The organism is Haloglycomyces albus DSM 45210, from assembly GCF_000527155.1.
GTDB classification, from domain to species: Bacteria; Actinomycetota; Actinomycetes; order Mycobacteriales; family Micromonosporaceae; genus Haloglycomyces; species Haloglycomyces albus.
The window spans coordinates 730,645-748,682 of the sequence record NZ_AZUQ01000001.1 but is presented as its reverse complement, the minus strand read 5'-3'; the positions used below and the strand labels follow the sequence as shown (position 1 = coordinate 748,682).

General features: G+C 54.8%; 5 protein-coding genes, 1 tRNA gene and 5 rRNA genes. 7 read left to right on the top strand and 4 right to left on the bottom strand.

The features are described from left to right. Nucleotides 1-459 precede the first annotated feature (459 nt). Nucleotides 460-3,596, top strand: a 23S ribosomal RNA gene (locus HALAL_RS0103575). 117 nt (nt 3,597-3,713) lie between these two features. Further along, nucleotides 3,714-3,830: ribosomal RNA gene (gene rrf / locus HALAL_RS0103570) — 5S ribosomal RNA — on the top strand. 270 nt (nt 3,831-4,100) lie between these two features. Here the strand turns inward: rrf (HALAL_RS0103570) and HALAL_RS18420 are convergent. Then, nucleotides 4,101-5,198, bottom strand: coding sequence for a hypothetical protein (locus tag HALAL_RS18420; RefSeq protein ID WP_156937580.1), 1,098 nt, complete (start codon nt 5,196-5,198; stop codon nt 4,101-4,103). A gap of 963 nt (nt 5,199-6,161) precedes the next feature. Here HALAL_RS18420 and HALAL_RS0103555 point away from each other — a divergent pair. The 4 genes from HALAL_RS0103555 to HALAL_RS0103540 all read left to right on the top strand — a co-directional run bounded on the left by HALAL_RS0103555 (nt 6,162) and on the right by HALAL_RS0103540 (nt 13,656). Beyond that, nucleotides 6,162-7,696, top strand: a 16S ribosomal RNA gene (locus HALAL_RS0103555). 740 nt (nt 7,697-8,436) lie between these two features. Beyond that, nucleotides 8,437-11,573: ribosomal RNA gene (locus tag HALAL_RS0103550) — 23S ribosomal RNA — on the top strand. A 117-nt stretch (nt 11,574-11,690) separates the two neighbouring features. Beyond that, nucleotides 11,691-11,807: ribosomal RNA gene (rrf, locus tag HALAL_RS0103545) — 5S ribosomal RNA — on the top strand. Together the 16S, 23S and 5S rRNA genes form the textbook arrangement of a ribosomal RNA operon. Before the next feature lie 229 nt (nt 11,808-12,036). Beyond that, a complete protein-coding gene (locus HALAL_RS0103540) occupies nt 12,037-13,656 on the top strand; it encodes a gamma-glutamyltransferase family protein (RefSeq protein ID WP_025272680.1) in 1,620 nt (539 codons plus the stop codon). A 54-nt stretch (nt 13,657-13,710) separates the two neighbouring features. On the opposite strand, the gene HALAL_RS0103535 is transcribed toward HALAL_RS0103540, so the two are convergent. Continuing rightward, entirely contained in the window at nt 13,711-14,358 is a 648-nt protein-coding gene (locus HALAL_RS0103535; RefSeq protein WP_025272679.1) for an MBL fold metallo-hydrolase, read from the bottom strand. A 261-nt stretch (nt 14,359-14,619) separates the two neighbouring features. Here HALAL_RS0103535 and HALAL_RS0103530 point away from each other — a divergent pair, with 261 nt between their 5' ends. Continuing rightward, nucleotides 14,620-16,206: a ricin-type beta-trefoil lectin domain protein gene (locus tag HALAL_RS0103530; RefSeq protein WP_025272678.1), complete on the top strand. Its 1,587-nt coding sequence runs from the start codon at nt 14,620-14,622 to the stop codon at nt 16,204-16,206. A 103-nt stretch (nt 16,207-16,309) separates the two neighbouring features. Here the strand turns inward: HALAL_RS0103530 and HALAL_RS0103525 are convergent. After that, nucleotides 16,310-16,382: transfer RNA gene (locus HALAL_RS0103525), tRNA-Lys, on the bottom strand. A gap of 179 nt (nt 16,383-16,561) precedes the next feature. After that, nucleotides 16,562-17,995 (bottom strand): MFS transporter, encoded by a 1,434-nt coding sequence (locus tag HALAL_RS0103520; protein WP_025272677.1) that lies wholly within the window; start codon nt 17,993-17,995, stop codon nt 16,562-16,564. Nucleotides 17,996-18,038: the final 43 nt, after the last annotated feature.

Here is an 18,038-nt window from a genome sequence, read left to right as displayed (position 1 = left end):
TGTCTATTTACGCATTGATGCTGGTGTTTGCTGGTGTGGTGTTTCTTGTTGTCACTGTTGTTTGATGGTGGTGCTGGGGGTGCTGTGTTGGTGGTTCTGGTGTTGGTGTGGCACCCTGTTTGGGTTCTGAGGCGATAGGCCTTGGAGCGGGTTGATGTTGAGCGTGTGTGGCGTGTGTGCATTGGCTGGCGGATTGCTGCTGTGTTGTCTGTTGTGGATGGTGTGGTGGTGATGTGTTGGTTGGTGTGGTGCGTGTTGTGTGCGTGTGCATTGGCTGGTGTGTTGTTTGAGATTTGTATAGTGTGCGTGAGTGTCTTTATGTTTCTATCCTGACTGACTTGTGCCTACATGTGCTGTGGCGCGTGGGTGGTGTGTTGGTGTGGCTGTTGCGGGGTTGTGTCTTCGTGGTGGTGCATGAGCGGGCTGCTTTGTCGTGTGTGGTGTGTGTGGGTGTGTGTTGGTTAAGTTGTGTAGGGCGCATGGTGGATGCCTTGGTGCCGAATGATGCCGATGAAGGACGTGTGAGGCTGCGATATTCCTGGGGGAGTTGTCAACAGGGCGTTGATCCCAGGGTTTCCGAATGGGGTAACCTAGCCGGCTTGGTGGTCGGTTGCTGCTGGTTGAATGTATAGGCCAGTTGGTGGTGTGCGGGGAAGTGAAACATCTTAGTACCTGTTGGAGAAAACAATAGTGATTTCGTGAGTAGTGGCGAGCGAAAGCGGATGGAGGCTAAACTGTGATCGTGTGAAGAGGCGGTAGCTGTTGCGGTTGCGGGGTTGTGAGGTTGCGCTGGTCGTCTTCTACCGGGGGCGTGCGTGTGTGTGCTGGTTAGCTGAATGGCTTGGGATGGTCAACCGGAGTGGGTGAGAGTCCTGTAGGTGAAGGCTGGTGTGCATGTGTTGGTGTGATGCTCGAGTAGTGCGGGGTTCGTGGAGCCTTGTGTGAATCTGCCAGGACCGTCTGGTAAGCCTAAACGTGTTTGGTGACCGATAGTGGATGAGTACCGTGAGGGAATGGTGAAAAGTACCCCGGGAGGGGAGTGAAAGAGTGCTTGAAACCGTGTGCCTGTAAGCCGTCAGAGCCTGTTGCCTGTCTTTTGGTGGGTGTGGGTGATGGCGTGCCTTTTGAAGAATGAGCCTGCGAGTTAAGGTGTGCAGCGAGGTTAACCTGTTGTGGGGTAGCCGGAGCGAAAGCGAGTCTGAAGAGGGCGTAGAGTTGTGTGTTTTAGACCCGAAGCGGGGTGATCTACCCATGTCCAGGGTGAAGCGCGTGTAAGAGCGTGTGGAGGCCCGAACCCACCTAAGTTGCAAATTGGGGGGATGAGGTGTGGGTAGGGGTGAAAGGCCAATCAAACTCCGTGATAGCTGGTTCTCCCCGAAATGTATTTAGGTACAGCGTCAACATGTTCATGTGATGGTGGTAGGGCTCTGATTCGGGAATGGGCCGTGTTGGTTACTGACTCGAGTTAAACTTCGAATGCTGTTGTGTGGTGTTGGCAGTGAGACTGTTGGTGAAAAGATCAAGGGTCGAGAGGGAAACAGCCCTGATTACCGGCTAAGGCCCCTAAGGGTGTGCTGAGTGGAAAAGGATGTTTGATCGCGTTGACAGCCAGGAGGTTGGCTTAGAAGCAGCCATCCTTGAAAGAGTGCGTAATAGCTCACTGGTCGAGTGGTTGAGCGCCGATAATGTAGCGGGGCTGAAGTGCACCGCCGAAGCCGTAGCGCATGTGGCCACGTTGGTGGTTGTGTGTGGGTAGGGGAGCGTCGTGCATGCGGGGAAGCGGAAGCGTGAGCTAGCCCGTTGGGGTGTGTCCGTGGAGTGTGTGCGAGTGAGAATGCAGGCATGAGTAGCGTAAGGCTAGTGAGAATCTAGTCCGCCGTTTGACTAAGGGTTCCAGAGGACGGTTGTTCCGCTCTGGGTTAGTCGGGTCCTAAGGCGAGGCCGTGAGGCGTAGTCGATGGTTGACCGGTTGATATTCCGGTACCCGAGTGATGCGTGTTGTGCGAAGGCAGTTATGCTAACCGGCTGGTGACGGATGGTTGAGGGGTTTTGCTTCTTGGCTGTTTTGATCTGGTTGGGGTCCTTTCTGTTGGTAGTGTAGTGATGGGGTGACGCATGGGGATAGCAGTACCGTCTGGTGGATGAGGCGGGGTAAGGTGGTAGCCCGTTGTTTAGGTAAATCCGAGCAATGGCCCTTGAGTGGGTGTGGGTGAGCGCTGATGCGTAGACCGTTGGGTTGAATTCTGTGATTCCGTGGTGTCGAGAAAAGCCTCTAGCGAGTGTTGTTCGGCCCGTACCCTAAACCGACACTGGTGGTCAGGTAGAGTATACTGAGGCGTTCGAGTGATGTATGGTTAAGGAATTCGGCAAATTGCCTCCGTAACTTCGGGAGAAGGAGGGCCCTTACTGGTGTAGTCAAGCGACTGTGAGCTGGTGGGGGTTGCAGAGTCTGGTGGGGAACGACTGTTTACTAAAAACATAGGTCCATGCGAAGCCGTGAGGTGAGGTATATGGACTGACGCCTGCCCGGTGCTGGAACGTTAAGAGGATCCATTAGCCCTGTGGGGTGTCGTGGTGAATTGAAGCGCCAGTAAACGGCGGTGGTAACTATAACCATCCTAAGGTAGCGAAATTCCTTGTCGGGTAAGTTCCGACCTGCACGAATGGCGTAACGATTCCCTTGCTGTCTCAACCATATGCTCGGCGAAATTGCAGTACGAGTAAAGATGCTCGTTTCGCGCGGCAGGACGGAAAGACCCCGGGACCTTTACTATAGCTTGGTATTGGTGCACTGTTTGGTTTGTGTAGGATAGGCAGGAGACTGGGAAGCTGGCACGCTAGTGTTGGTGGAGTCGTTGGTGAAATACTGCTCTGGTTTGATGGTGTGTCTAACCTTCGGCCCTGATCGGGTTGGGGGACAGTGCCTGGTGGGTAGTTTAACTGGGGCGGTTGCCTCCTAAATGGTAACGGAGGCGTTCAATGGTGCCCTCGGGCTGGTTGGAAACCAGTTGGTGAGTGTAAGCGTATAAGGGTGCTTGACTGTGAGACTGACGGGTCGAGCAGGAACGAAAGTTGGGGCTAGTGATCCGGCATCAACGTACGGGTGTGGTGTCGCTCAACGGATAAAAGGTACCCCGGGGATAACAGGCTGATCTTCCCCAAGAGTCCGTATCGACGGGATGGTTTGGCACCTCGATGTCGGCTCGTCGCATCCTGGGGCTGGAGTTGGTCCCAAGGGTTGGGCTGTTCGCCCATTAAAGCGGCACGCGAGCTGGGTTTAGAACGTCGTGAGACAGTTCGGTCCCTATCCGCCGCGCGCGTTGGAGATTTGATGAGGGGCTGTCCCTAGTACGAGAGGACCGGGATGGACGAACCGCTGGTGTGCCAGTTGTTCCGCCAGGGGCATGGCTGGTTGGCTACGTTCGGGAGCGATAACCGCTGAAAGCATCTAAGTGGGAAGCGTGCTTCGAGATGAGATCTCCGTCAACATTGGTTTGTTGGTGAGGTTCCCTAGAGATGATGGGGTTGATAGGCCGGGTATGGAAGCAGGGTGACTTGTGGAGTGGACCGGTACTAATGGCCGAGAGCTTAACCAATATTTCCCTTTTTTGGGGGTTGGTTGGGGTAGAGATTTGATGCTCACGTGCATTATATGATTCTGAGGCAACATGCTGGGGTTTGTGTTCCTGGGTGTGTTGGCCTGTGTGTTTTTGTTTGGTGGTGTGTGCGGGAGGGGTACACTCAGTTCCATTCCGAACCTGGTGGTTAAGGCTTTCTGCGCTGATGGTACTGCACTCGTGGGGGTGTGGGAGAGTAGGTCGCTGCCAAACAATTTAATTTTATTTGTGAATAGGAGAAGGGGGAGAAGCCACTGGCTTTTCCCCCTTCTCCTTTTTGTGTCTGGTGGTAGGGGTATAGAGCGGCATGGAGCGGCATCAACACCCACCCACACCACACAACCAATCAATGGAATAGTATTCAGACTTTAAATCTAATGTGCGAAGCCTTTGGATTAGGAATCGATCAAATCTGAAAGCTCACTTCTGCTATTAGGATTCGAACATCAGTTGCGGGGTAAGGACTGAGTGTACTTCCCCGAACTAAACGTAAGGACCTTCCAGAGGTTCGCCGGCGAATTGGCGATACCAGAGGCCTCTGTAACAGCGCCATGGTTCTGGTTTAAGTCCTGTTGGTGCAAATATTTGTTCGAAGAGTTTTCTCGCTTCGAGAAAGAAATCAAGTCGTTCATCTGGAGCTGCAACATGTTGTGATTCATCGGATGCAGTCTCTGCGGGATGAATTGTTAGTGACGGCCACACTGTAGTTTGTTCGGCGAGAGGGAGAATCCAGTCTTTGATGACATTAAGTGACTGATGTCCGACTGTGAGCGTGAACGAAGTTTCTATATTAGCGTCTGACGCGGCTTTTAGCGTCTTCGCAAGTGTTTCTGCTTCTGGAAGAGCGGTTTCCACATCTATTTCGCTATGATACGAGGTCATGCGATTGTCTACATCGACAAGAAGTAGTAGTGGGCCAAGTTTCTGACGAATCCCTTGGAAGTCGGAATCTGAATCAAACGCCGTAGTAAGAACACTGATAGTCGCGGAGTTCGGAACGTCCTCTGACGTCATTGCTTCACGCAGCGCGGTCAGATGGAGTACAACCTCGGCTGAATCCATATCGCCGTGCGCGTCGTCATGAGCATTGAAAGCAACTTCCTTAATGTATTCGGGACCGTCACTTTCAGGAGCTTCATGTGCGAGAAGACGAAGCGTTTGTCGATAATGCTGAACTATTTGATCATAGTCGTTCGACTGGGGCGGGTTAAGGTTTGCGGCGGTTCCGTTAGCACGAAGATACCCACGTACCGTCTCCGAAGGTTCTACATCAATAATCTCGGCGACAGTGGTGCCATCTACACAAAGTTCGCGCAAACCGTGTTGGGGTGAGGTGGGGCTGACATGGGCCCGTAGGCTGAATGGCGACGTTGTCTTATTAGCCTGGACTACAGTCAAGTACTCATCGTCTTCAGCTAGTAGGCGTAGACGAAGACTTTCGGGGTTTGTTCCACGCAGGCCGTAGAGATTGAGCGCAATGAGGACTAGCTCGCTCCATTCCACGTTGTGGCGAGTAGCGAGGCGACGCCAGCGGCGAACCGTCGACGATATTGGTCCCTCCGCTTCTGGAATGTTATCCATTATCTCCTTACCCGGCTTTCGTTCCTTGCCAGTCGGCATCTACCACGTTACAAGAGAAGATTCGAAGGGTCGCGGCTGTGTCTATGCCTTGTGGCGATGTGCCGCTCCACTAACTGAGGTCCAGACGGTGTGCACAACTTACTGGACTTACCCTCGTTTCATTACATTGCCTGGCGCCAAGAGGCAGCCTTTACTAAACGTTGGTCTTAATGTGACATCATCTCACCTTCTGTCAAGTATTGGCAAGGAAGATGGATTTGACTATGTGGTAAGCGTATGTGGCCCTATGGGCAAGATGCATCGAAGCGGGTTGCGGATTTTAGTGAGGTACTCCGCGTACCGACGTTGAATCGGTTCCCGACGGGGTACATATTGATTCTTTGTTCAACGGATGCTTGGTAACGAGCGTTGAAATGGATTGGTAACGGTTGATTCACAGTGCGGGCGTGGCTAATTGGGGTGGAATTGTGCAGCGAAAGCGCATAAATGGAGTGCTGGGTCACTGCAACGGACCCCGTTTTTATTGGCGGGAAACAGATACCGTAGATTAGTTCTTGTCGCCGAGACAACCGGTTAAACCGGATCGAACGGGTCTTAAATATTTCGGATCTGCGTTCGGGGTCGAAATTGGTTGTTGCGGTTGATGATCGAACCATTCGGTATCGGAATTATTTAGACCCCGGTAGGGATCGTTGATTTTGGTTCTGGTATTGTGAATGGGTTGCTTCGGCTGGTGATGCTGTTTTGTGGTGTTGTTGGTTGTGGCGTGTTGTTTGAGAACTGAACAGGGTGTTTGGATAGTCAGCGTGCGGGCTGGCTGGATGATGCTGTTGTTGTGTCTGTTTGGGCATGGTGGTGGTGTTGTTTGGTTGGTTTGTATGACTGTTGATTTCTTTATTCCGATATTTTTTGGATTATTGTGGTCAGGTTGAGTTTTCGGCATTAACTGTTTGTTTTTGGTTTTTGTTGGAGAGTTTGATCCTGGCTCAGGACGAACGCTGGCGGCGTGCTTCACACATGCAAGTCGAACGGAAAGGCCCAGCTTGCTGGGTACTCGAGTGGCGAACGGGTGAGTAACACGTAAGTAACCTGCCTCTGGCTTTGGGATAACTGCTGGAAACGGCAGCTAATACTGGATATGACATGTCATCGCATGGTGGTGTGTGGAAAGTTTTTTCGGCTGGAGAGGGGCTTGCGGCCTATCAGTTTGTTGGTGGGGTGATGGCCTACCAAGGCGGTGACGGGTAGCCGGCCTGAGAGGGCGGTCGGTCACATTGGGACTGAGATACGGCCCAGACTCCTACGGGAGGCAGCAGTGGGGAATATTGCACAATGGGGGGAACCCTGATGCAGCGACGTCGCGTGGAGGATGACGGTTTTCGGATTGTAAACTCCTTTTATTCATGGCGAAGGCAGGCTTGTTGTCTGTTGACGGTAGTGTTTGAATAAGTGCCGGCTAACTACGTGCCAGCAGCCGCGGTAAGACGTAGGGCGCGAGCGTTGTCCGGATTTATTGGGCGTAAAGGGCTCGTAGGCGGCTTGTTGCGTCTGTCGTGAAAGGCAGTGACTTAATCATTGTTTTGCGGTGGATACGGGCAGGCTTGAGGCAAGTAGGGGAGATTGGAATTCTACGTGTAGCGGTGGAATGCGCAGATATGTGGAGGAACACCGGTGGCGAAGGCGGATCTCTGGGCTTGTTCTGACGCTGAGGAGCGAAAGCGTGGGGAGCGAACAGGATTAGATACCCTGGTAGTCCATGCTGTAAACGGTGGGCGCTAGGTGTGGGGCTCTTTTGTGGGTTCTGTGCCGTAGCTAACGCATTAAGCGCCCCGCCTGGGGAGTACGGTCGCAAGGCTAAAACTCAAAGGAATTGACGGGGGCCCGCACAAGCGGCGGAGCATGCGGATTAATTCGATGCAACGCGAAGAACCTTACCTGGGTTTGACATCACCCGGACGCCTGCAGAGATGTGGGTTTCTTCGGACTGGGTGACAGGTGGTGCATGGCTGTCGTCAGCTCGTGTCGTGAGATGTTGGGTTAAGTCCCGCAACGAGCGCAACCCTTATCCTGTATTGCCAGCAGTTCGGCTGGGGACTTGCGGGAGACTGCCGGTGTTAAACCGGAGGAGGGTGGGGATGAGGTCAAGTCATCATGCCCCTTATGTCCAGGGCTTCACGCATGCTACATTGGCCGGTACAGCGGGTAGCGAAGCTGTGAGGTGGAGCGAATCTCTGTAAAGCCGGTCGTGGTTCGGATTCGAGTCTGCAACTCGGCTCGATGAAGGTGGAGTCGCTAGTAATCGCAGATCAGCAACGCTGCGGTGAATGCGTTCCCGGGCCTTGTACACACCGCCCGTCACGTCATGAAAGTTGGCAACACCCGAAGCCTGCGGCCTAACCGGTTTTTGCTGGGGGGAGTGGTCGAAGGTGGGGCTGGCGATTAGGACGAAGTCGTAACAAGGTAGCCGTACCGGAAGGTGCGGCTGGATCACCTCCTTTCTAAGGAGTCTGTTGAAGGGGCTGTCAGTGAAGTTGTGGTGCCTGTTTGGGTGCTGTTACATTGCCGTGCATGTTGTGTGTGGTGGTGAGTAGTTGGTGGTTTCTTTATTGTCTGGAATGGTCTGGCTGATGCTGTGTGCAGTTGATGATTGGTGATCATTGGTTTGGTTAGTGGTTGTTGATTGTGGTGTTGGTTGGCGCGAGCGGCGAGTGTCGTTTGTTGTTGTGCTGTTTTGGATGTGGACTGATTGTTTTTTATGGTGTGTCGTTTACTCGTTGACTGTCTATTTACGCATTGATGCTGGTGTTTGCTGGTGTGGTGTTTCTTGTTGTCACTGTTGTTTGATGGTGGTGCTGGGGGTGCTGTGTTGGTGGTTCTGGTGTTGGTGTGGCACCCTGTTTGGGTTCTGAGGCGATAGGCCTTGGAGCGGGTTGATGTTGAGCGTGTGTGGCGTGTGTGCATTGGCTGGCGGATTGCTGCTGTGTTGTCTGTTGTGGATGGTGTGGTGGTGATGTGTTGGTTGGTGTGGTGCGTGTTGTGTGCGTGTGCATTGGCTGGTGTGTTGTTTGAGATTTGTATAGTGTGCGTGAGTGTCTTTATGTTTCTATCCTGACTGACTTGTGCCTACATGTGCTGTGGCGCGTGGGTGGTGTGTTGGTGTGGCTGTTGCGGGGTTGTGTCTTCGTGGTGGTGCATGAGCGGGCTGCTTTGTCGTGTGTGGTGTGTGTGGGTGTGTGTTGGTTAAGTTGTGTAGGGCGCATGGTGGATGCCTTGGTGCCGAATGATGCCGATGAAGGACGTGTGAGGCTGCGATATTCCTGGGGGAGTTGTCAACAGGGCATTGATCCCAGGGTTTCCGAATGGGGTAACCTAGCCGGCTTGGTGGTCGGTTGCTGCTGGTTGAATGTATAGGCCAGTTGGTGGTGTGCGGGGAAGTGAAACATCTTAGTACCTGTTGGAGAAAACAATAGTGATTTCGTGAGTAGTGGCGAGCGAAAGCGGATGGAGGCTAAACTGTGATCGTGTGAAGAGGCGGTAGCTGTTGCGGTTGCGGGGTTGTGAGGTTGCGCTGGTCGTCTTCTACCGGGGGCGTGCGTGTGTGTGCTGGTTAGCTGAATGGCTTGGGATGGTCAACCGGAGTGGGTGAGAGTCCTGTAGGTGAAGGCTGGTGTGCATGTGTTGGTGTGATGCTCGAGTAGTGCGGGGTTCGTGGAGCCTTGTGTGAATCTGCCAGGACCGTCTGGTAAGCCTAAACGTGTTTGGTGACCGATAGTGGATGAGTACCGTGAGGGAATGGTGAAAAGTACCCCGGGAGGGGAGTGAAAGAGTGCTTGAAACCGTGTGCCTGTAAGCCGTCAGAGCCTGTTGCCTGTCTTTTGGTGGGTGTGGGTGATGGCGTGCCTTTTGAAGAATGAGCCTGCGAGTTAAGGTGTGCAGCGAGGTTAACCTGTTGTGGGGTAGCCGGAGCGAAAGCGAGTCTGAAGAGGGCGTAGAGTTGTGTGTTTTAGACCCGAAGCGGGGTGATCTACCCATGTCCAGGGTGAAGCGCGTGTAAGAGCGTGTGGAGGCCCGAACCCACCTAAGTTGCAAATTGGGGGGATGAGGTGTGGGTAGGGGTGAAAGGCCAATCAAACTCCGTGATAGCTGGTTCTCCCCGAAATGTATTTAGGTACAGCGTCAACATGTTCATGTGATGGTGGTAGGGCTCTGATTCGGGAATGGGCCGTGTTGGTTACTGACTCGAGTTAAACTTCGAATGCTGTTGTGTGGTGTTGGCAGTGAGACTGTTGGTGAAAAGATCAAGGGTCGAGAGGGAAACAGCCCTGATTACCGGCTAAGGCCCCTAAGGGTGTGCTGAGTGGAAAAGGATGTTTGATCGCGTTGACAGCCAGGAGGTTGGCTTAGAAGCAGCCATCCTTGAAAGAGTGCGTAATAGCTCACTGGTCGAGTGGTTGAGCGCCGATAATGTAGCGGGGCTGAAGTGCACCGCCGAAGCCGTAGCGCATGTGGCCACGTTGGTGGTTGTGTGTGGGTAGGGGAGCGTCGTGCATGCGGGGAAGCGGAAGCGTGAGCTAGCCCGTTGGGGTGTGTCCGTGGAGTGTGTGCGAGTGAGAATGCAGGCATGAGTAGCGTAAGGCTAGTGAGAATCTAGTCCGCCGTTTGACTAAGGGTTCCAGAGGACGGTTGTTCCGCTCTGGGTTAGTCGGGTCCTAAGGCGAGGCCGTGAGGCGTAGTCGATGGTTGACCGGTTGATATTCCGGTACCCGAGTGATGCGTGTTGTGCGAAGGCAGTTATGCTAACCGGCTGGTGACGGATGGTTGAGGGGTTTTGCTTCTTGGCTGTTTTGATCTGGTTGGGGTCCTTTCTGTTGGTAGTGTAGTGATGGGGTGACGCATGGGGATAGCAGTACCGTCTGGTGGATGAGGCGGGGNAAGGNGGTAGCCCGTTGTTTAGGTAAATCCGAGCAATGGCCCTTGAGTGGGTGTGGGTGAGCGCTGATGCGTAGACCGTTGGGTTGAATTCTGTGATTCCGTGGTGTCGAGAAAAGCCTCTAGCGAGTGTTGTTCGGCCCGTACCCTAAACCGACACTGGTGGTCAGGTAGAGTATACTGAGGCGTTCGAGTGATGTATGGTTAAGGAATTCGGCAAATTGCCTCCGTAACTTCGGGAGAAGGAGGGCCCTTACTGGTGTAGTCAAGCGACTGTGAGCTGGTGGGGGTTGCAGAGTCTGGTGGGGAACGACTGTTTACTAAAAACATAGGTCCATGCGAAGCCGTGAGGTGAGGTATATGGACTGACGCCTGCCCGGTGCTGGAACGTTAAGAGGATCCATTAGCCCTGTGGGGTGTCGTGGTGAATTGAAGCGCCAGTAAACGGCGGTGGTAACTATAACCATCCTAAGGTAGCGAAATTCCTTGTCGGGTAAGTTCCGACCTGCACGAATGGCGTAACGATTCCCTTGCTGTCTCAACCATATGCTCGGCGAAATTGCAGTACGAGTAAAGATGCTCGTTTCGCGCGGCAGGACGGAAAGACCCCGGGACCTTTACTATAGCTTGGTATTGGTGCACTGTTTGGTTTGTGTAGGATAGGCAGGAGACTGGGAAGCTGGCACGCTAGTGTTGGTGGAGTCGTTGGTGAAATACTGCTCTGGTTTGATGGTGTGTCTAACCTTCGGCCCTGATCGGGTTGGGGGACAGTGCCTGGTGGGTAGTTTAACTGGGGCGGTTGCCTCCTAAATGGTAACGGAGGCGTTCAATGGTGCCCTCGGGCTGGTTGGAAACCAGTTGGTGAGTGTAAGCGTATAAGGGTGCTTGACTGTGAGACTGACGGGTCGAGCAGGAACGAAAGTTGGGGCTAGTGATCCGGCATCAACGTACGGGTGTGGTGTCGCTCAACGGATAAAAGGTACCCCGGGGATAACAGGCTGATCTTCCCCAAGAGTCCGTATCGACGGGATGGTTTGGCACCTCGATGTCGGCTCGTCGCATCCTGGGGCTGGAGTTGGTCCCAAGGGTTGGGCTGTTCGCCCATTAAAGCGGCACGCGAGCTGGGTTTAGAACGTCGTGAGACAGTTCGGTCCCTATCCGCCGCGCGCGTTGGAGATTTGATGAGGGGCTGTCCCTAGTACGAGAGGACCGGGATGGACGAACCGCTGGTGTGCCAGTTGTTCCGCCAGGGGCATGGCTGGTTGGCTACGTTCGGGAGCGATAACCGCTGAAAGCATCTAAGTGGGAAGCGTGCTTCGAGATGAGATCTCCGTCAACATTGGTTTGTTGGTGAGGTTCCCTAGAGATGATGGGGTTGATAGGCCGGGTATGGAAGCAGGGTGACTTGTGGAGTGGACCGGTACTAATGGCCGAGAGCTTAACCAATATTTCCCTTTTTTGGGGGTTGGTTGGGGTAGAGATTTGATGCTCACGTGCATTATATGATTCTGAGGCAACATGCTGGGGTTTGTGTTCCTGGGTGTGTTGGCCTGTGTGTTTTTGTTTGGTGGTGTGTGCGGGAGGGGTACACTCAGTTCCATTCCGAACCTGGTGGTTAAGGCTTTCTGCGCTGATGGTACTGCACTCGTGGGGGTGTGGGAGAGTAGGTCGCTGCCAAACAATTTAATTTTATTTGTGAATAGGAGAAGGGGGAGAAGCCACTGGCTTTTCCCCCTTCTCCTTTTTGTGTCTGGTGGTAGGGGTATAGAGCGGCATCCACACCACCCACACAAACACTAGCAGTCGTCGATTTCTATTCCTTCAGAATTCTGAATATGTTTAATGTAATGACCTCTACCATGAGAGTCCACTTACCGAACGGCTAGCAATACGGTTTACAGTATGAAACATGCCTTCAAAGAGTTTGATCTCTACGATTGACCCACTGGCGAGCGCGGCCGGGCGTGACATCCTGAACGCGGGCGGAAACGCGGTCGATGCCGCCGTGGCTGCGGGTGCTGTGTTGTCTGTGGTCGCGCCACATATGTGCGGTATGGGTGGGGATCTCTTTGCGCTCGTACAACAGCGTGGGGACGCTGAACCGGGTTGCCTAAACGCTTCGGGCCGAGCGGGTTCGGGTGCGGATGCAGCACGTATGCGGCAGGAGGGGCACACTACTATGCCGTTCCGCAACGATATCCGGCTAACTCCGGTGCCAGGGTGCGTTGACGGTTGGGTCGAGCTTGTTGACAGGTACGGTACTTTCTCATTGGGAGAGTTGTTGGAGCCCGCACGTAAGGTGGCGGATGAGGGCTTTGCGGCAACAGGAATGCTCGCCCGGGCGGTACGTGAGCGCCTTAAGGGAGTGCCGGGGGCGGAAGACCTCTGGAATGTGGATGTGGACGAAGGTGGCCCGGTAGCCGGTTCGATTCTGCGGCGACCGGGAGTTGCGCGAACGTTTGCGGCTATTGCTGAGGAAGGTCGCGACGGGTTTTATCGTGGTGAGTTTGGCCGTGGGCTGATCCGAATGGGTGGTGGTGAATACACTGAAGCTGATTTGAATACGTCTCAGGCAGAGTGGGTTGAGCCGCTGTACTTGAATGTGTTTGGACTGCGGTTGTGGACTGCACCTGCTAATTCACAGGGATATATGGCCTTGGCGGGTTTGAAGGCCATCGAGCGATTGAACGATAAGGGCTGGTTGCCGGAGAACCCTGGTTCAGGGCAATGGGCTCATTTGACTTCCGAAGCGGCACGGGTTGTGGGCTCCGATCGCTCGGATGTCCTGTTTGACGATTCGGATGTGCAGTCGGTATTGGACGATGCGGTGGCGCGGGCCGAACTGATCTCTCCACACGGCCGAGTTGACGTCCCCGATGCACAGGCTGCTGGGGGAACCACTGCATTGGCCGTTTGCGATAGAGACGGTATGTCGGTTTCATATATCCAATCGAACGCGGCTGGGTTTGGTTCGCATCTGTTTGAACCCACAACGGGTATCGGGCTGCAGAATCGCGGCGTCGGATTCAATCTGGTGCCAGGACACCCCGGAGAATACCGACCAGGAAAGCGCCCCGCGCATACCTTGGTGCCGTTTTTGGCGACCGACTCCAATAATGATCTGCGGTTGATTGCCACCACGATGGGTGGTGACTCCCAACCGCAAATTCTGATGCAACTCGTAACGAGGGTGTTGCTGCATGGGCAGTCTCCGGCGCAAGCGATGTGGGAACCGCGCTGGAGGCTCCATCCTGGTGAAACCGGTTTCGATACTTGGAATCAGGCCAGATATTCTCCGGGTTCCGGTCAGGATGCTGAAAGCAATGGTCGGAAAGAATTCGACGTTGATCTAGAGTCAGGCGCGGCATTGGACTGGGCAAGTGAGTTGCGTCGATGTGGGCATAGGTGTTTGGAGGCGGACGCGGGTTCCGCGTTCGGGCATGCCCATGTTATTGCAATGGAGGAAGACCGTCCGGTTGGCGCTGCCGATCCGCGTTCGGAAACCGGTACGGTATACGCGGCGAGTTGAGATGCCCTCGGCACCTTGTTGAAGGCATCTCAATCTGAGAGTGGACGACTGTGGTTACCAGCCTCGTTTCTGCCATTCGTCGAGGTGCGGGCGTTCGGTACCGATGGTGGTGTCGTTCCCGTGACCCGGGTAAACGTGAGTATTGTCGGTTGACAGTTTGAAGAGTTTTTCCTCGACGTCGGAAATGAGACTTTTGAAATCCTCGGTGCTATGTGTCTTCCCTACGCCCCCAGGGAATAGAGAGTCACCTGTGAAGATATGGCCGTGCCCGTGTGGATCGAGATAACGAACGGCGATGGATCCGGGGGTATGGCCTACCAAGTGAATGATGGAGAGTTCAGTGGCACCGAGTCGAATGACGTCACCGTCATGTACCGCGTTGGTGACGATGGGAATTTCGGGACTATCGTCGGGATGCGCGTAGGAGCGTGCGCCGGTAGCTTCGATGACCTGTTGTAGTGCGCGTACGTGATCCCAGTGTTTATGAGTTGTGATCACGGCGCTGAGATCGGTTCCCGTTACTTCGAGTATTCGGGGCGCGTCGGCCGCCGCGTCGATGAGTAGCTTCTGCCCGGACTCTTTGTCTCGCAAGAGATAGCAATTATTGTCCATTGCCGAGACTGAGAATTTGGTGATGCTTAGCTGCTTAAGTTCCAAGGTCTGTGCGGAACCGCCTGGTTCGACCATGCCCGTGTAATCCATGACTTTATATAGTGTCAGATACCTAACGGTATTGCGGCTCCGGGGGATGGGGCGAGCGCTGATGGGAGTAGAAAGCTTCGATGCGTTCGCCGCTACTCAGACGGGGAAGGCAGCTCCTGGAGGCCGGCTTATTCCAACGGGAAAAGATATCGGGAGATGTCGGTTATTAGACTGTTCTAGATCTCGACATGTAACTACTTTCGGGTAATGCTACCGTCTGGTAGGTATAGATAAATATCTCTGTCGAGAGAAAGGGGAGCCATGAAGCGCCTACGACAGTCGCTCATCGCAATGTCGGCCTTCGCTCTGGTTTTCGCCTTGGTGGCCGCGCCGGGAGGCGCTAACGCTCAAGGGGAGATTCAGGTGAATCGACCGGATGTGGTTCCATTGCCCGACCATCTTGAGCAGATTCGTGCCTCTGAGGCGACGGAGCTGTATGGCAGTCCCGAGATTCGTGACCTTGAGGATCGGGACACGTCGCTGGTATCCATGGGTGACAGCGAAATATCCGGAGAAGGCGTCGGAAACTACGACCCGGACACCGACCGAGAGGGAAACTGGTGCCACAGGTCATACGACCAGGCCATGTTTCGCACGGATATCTCCTCCGACGAGGTTTACAACCTGGCTTGTTCCGGAGCGCAGACACCGCACCTGATCGAAGGTTCGGGTGCGTCGCAATGGGATGAATTGAATCAGGGGGACAATCTCGCGATCAAGGCTCGCAATACGAACGTCAAAATGATCTTCGTGGCGGTCGGAGCCAATGATCAAGGTGGAGTGGAATTCGGGCCGACCATGTCCGACTGTGTCACTAACCGGGTCCTGTTCCAAGGGCCTTGCTGGCCGGATTACACCGACGATTGGGCCGCAAGGGTAAGCGTGACCCAAGAAGGAATCGAAGAATCGATTACCGCCATTCGAGGTACCATGACCGGTGCGGGATACCTGGAATCGGATTATGAACTGGTGTACATGTCATATCCGTCTCCTATGAGCCCCGACGTGGAAGACAATCCTGACTTTCCCGGTTGGTACGACGGAGGTTGTCTCGGATATCTAGAGGACCAGGCGTTTGCTCGCAACAAGGCGGTGGCGATCTTCCAGGATGGAGTGCGACAGGCCGCCCTCAATAAGGACGTGCGGTACCTGGACCTCAGCCGATTGTTCGACGGCCACGCGGTGTGTTCGGAGAACCCCTGGGCGCGTGGGCTCTATATTGATTGGGATGCGGGGGAGTTCGAACACATGGTTCGGCAGTCCTTTCACCCGAACTATCGAGGTCACGGAGCATTCGCGGATTGCATTAGCTCCTTCTATGCCAATCCGGATTGGCAGAATGGAACCTGTGTCGATGTGAACTACACCGGTGATCCCGAAGTCTATGAGGGATTCTTCGAATTCCAGGATGTCGTGGACGATGCTTCCGGTTACTGTATGGATGCCGAAGGCTATAATTCGCGGTACTCAACGCCGCTGGTGAGCTGGGATTGTCATGGTGGCCGGAATCAAGGTTTCCGATATGACGAAGGCACGCAGACGATTCAGATCGAGCTCAGTCAGGCTCGTTGCGTTGACGCTGAAGGTGGAGAGGTCGCAGCCGGCACGAACCTGATTCTGTGGAAGTGCACCGGTACGGACAATCAATTGTTCACCGTTGACGGCGATAAACTGCGTTCGACGGTGGATGAAGATTTGTGTGTCGCGTTCCCACAGGGTGACAAAGGGTCCCAGTTGACATTGGAGAGCTGCGCGGCAGCCGGTACCGATGTGTCGTGGCTGGGTCGTGACTACGATGATCCGGTCGGATACGGATACGACGACTGGATGGGATCGGACGTCTATTGATTAAGATGAATCGGTTGAGCTCGAAGCTGAGTTGCCAGGCTGATTGAACCGATACGGCACTGGGCCGGAGGAACCATCCTCCGGCCCAGTGCCGTGTTTTCGGTGCGCCGTGTGGGACTCGAACCCACAACCTACGGATTAAAAGTCCGCAGCTCTGCCAGTTGAGCTAACGGCGCAGACAAGACCTTACCCGATCATCGCGTCGATTACATTGAGACGGGCGCGAAACATGATACACCGCACGTCCCAATCCAGGAGGTCTGATGGTTTCGTGGATGGTGGCGGGAGAGAAATCGGGGCGAGACGCGCACGCGTCTCGCCCCGATTGCCCGGTTCCCTTTTTGGTCTGTTGGTGCTAGGAGGTGGTCAGCGTAAGGCTGCTGTTTCGTCGCGTCATCGGTAGTGCCGCCACGGCAAAACCGACCAAGGCCACGCCGGCGACGAATATAAGTCCGGGTTGGAATTGGGCGAATCCGCTACCGGCGGCATTGCCGATCAGTCCGGTCACCACCGCGAGCACAAGCGCGCCGCCGACCTGTCCTGAGGTATTGACAAGCCCGGACGCCAGGCCCTGGTCGGCATCGCCGACCGTGCCGGTGGCCTGGGAAATGATGCTGGAGAAGCCGAGTGCGAAGCCAAGGCCGAAGAGGATGACGCTGGGAAGGTAGTCGGCGACGTAGTTCGGTTCGGGAGAGCCGCCGCGCCAGAGGAATAGCACGTAGCCGACGAACATCGAGGCCAGGGAGCCCATGATGAGGGGAGTGGTTCCCCACCTGTCAATCAGACGTCCAACCGAGGGAGAGAGGAACGCGACGATCAATCCGGCCGGAGCCAGCGCCATGGCCATGACCAAGGCACCCCAGCCGAGTCCATTCTGGAGGTACAGCGACATCATGGTCTGGAAGCTCAGGTAGGAGCCGAAGAGCGCCATCAGAGCGATATTGGCCCGCACCATCGTCCCGTTGCGCAGGACCGATAGACGGATGAGCGGATCGGCGACTCGCTGCTCCACGATAAAGAACGCCGATATCAATACCACTGCCGAGATGGCCGCGATCCAGACATCGACGGTAAAGCCCGTTTCGGGAGCGGTGACGATGGCGTAAACCGTGCTGAGCATTCCACCCGTCAGGGTCAGGGCCCCAACCAGGTCGAAGTGTCCACGTTCCCGTTCGGGATCGCGTGGGAAGAAGATGACGGCGGCGATGAGTACCGCCAAGACGACAGGTGCGGGCGCTAGGAAGGTCCACCGCCAGCCGATTTCGGTCAGTAGGCCGGATAGGACGAGCCCTGAAGCATAGCCGCTGGCTCCGAATACCGCGAAGATGGACAATGCTCGGTTGCGGTCGGGGCCGGCGGCGAATGTGGTCGTCACAATCGACATGGCGGCAGGAGCGGTAAAGGCCGCGGCGACACCTTTGACGATACGACTGGCAATAAGGAGCGTGCCGTCATTGACCAGACCACCGACGAGTGAAGCGGTTCCGAACACTATGAGCGATACGACGAAGACCTTCTTGCGTCCTAGTAGGTCGGCGGCGCGGCCGCCGAGGAGAAGCAGGCCACCGTATCCGAGGACGTATCCGGACACGATCCATTGCAGGGAACTATTGGACATCCCCAGTTCGTTACCGATGCTGGGGAGTGCCACTCCGATCATCGAGACGTCGAGCGCATCAAGGCAGAGCGCGAAGGAGGCGGTGATGAGTACCGTCCAGAGTGCCGGTGACCAGGACGGTCTGTGGTGGTGTTGGTTTGGGGTGGTTTGGTTTTCTTCTGTCGTAGTCACGGCGCCGAGATTACATGCGTCGACATTTAATGTCAAAGCATAT

Bases quoted from the DNA above. Each gene is read 5' to 3' on its own strand.
- HALAL_RS18420 (WP_156937580.1), bottom strand. From the start codon at position 5,198: ATGGATAACATTCCAGAAGCGGAGGGACCAATATCGTCGACGGTTCGC.
- HALAL_RS0103540 (WP_025272680.1), top strand. From the start codon at position 12,037: ATGCCTTCAAAGAGTTTGATCTCTACGATTGACCCACTGGCGAGCGCG.
- HALAL_RS0103535 (WP_025272679.1), bottom strand. From the start codon at position 14,358: ATGGATTACACGGGCATGGTCGAACCAGGCGGTTCCGCACAGACCTTG.
- HALAL_RS0103530 (WP_025272678.1), top strand. From the start codon at position 14,620: ATGAAGCGCCTACGACAGTCGCTCATCGCAATGTCGGCCTTCGCTCTG.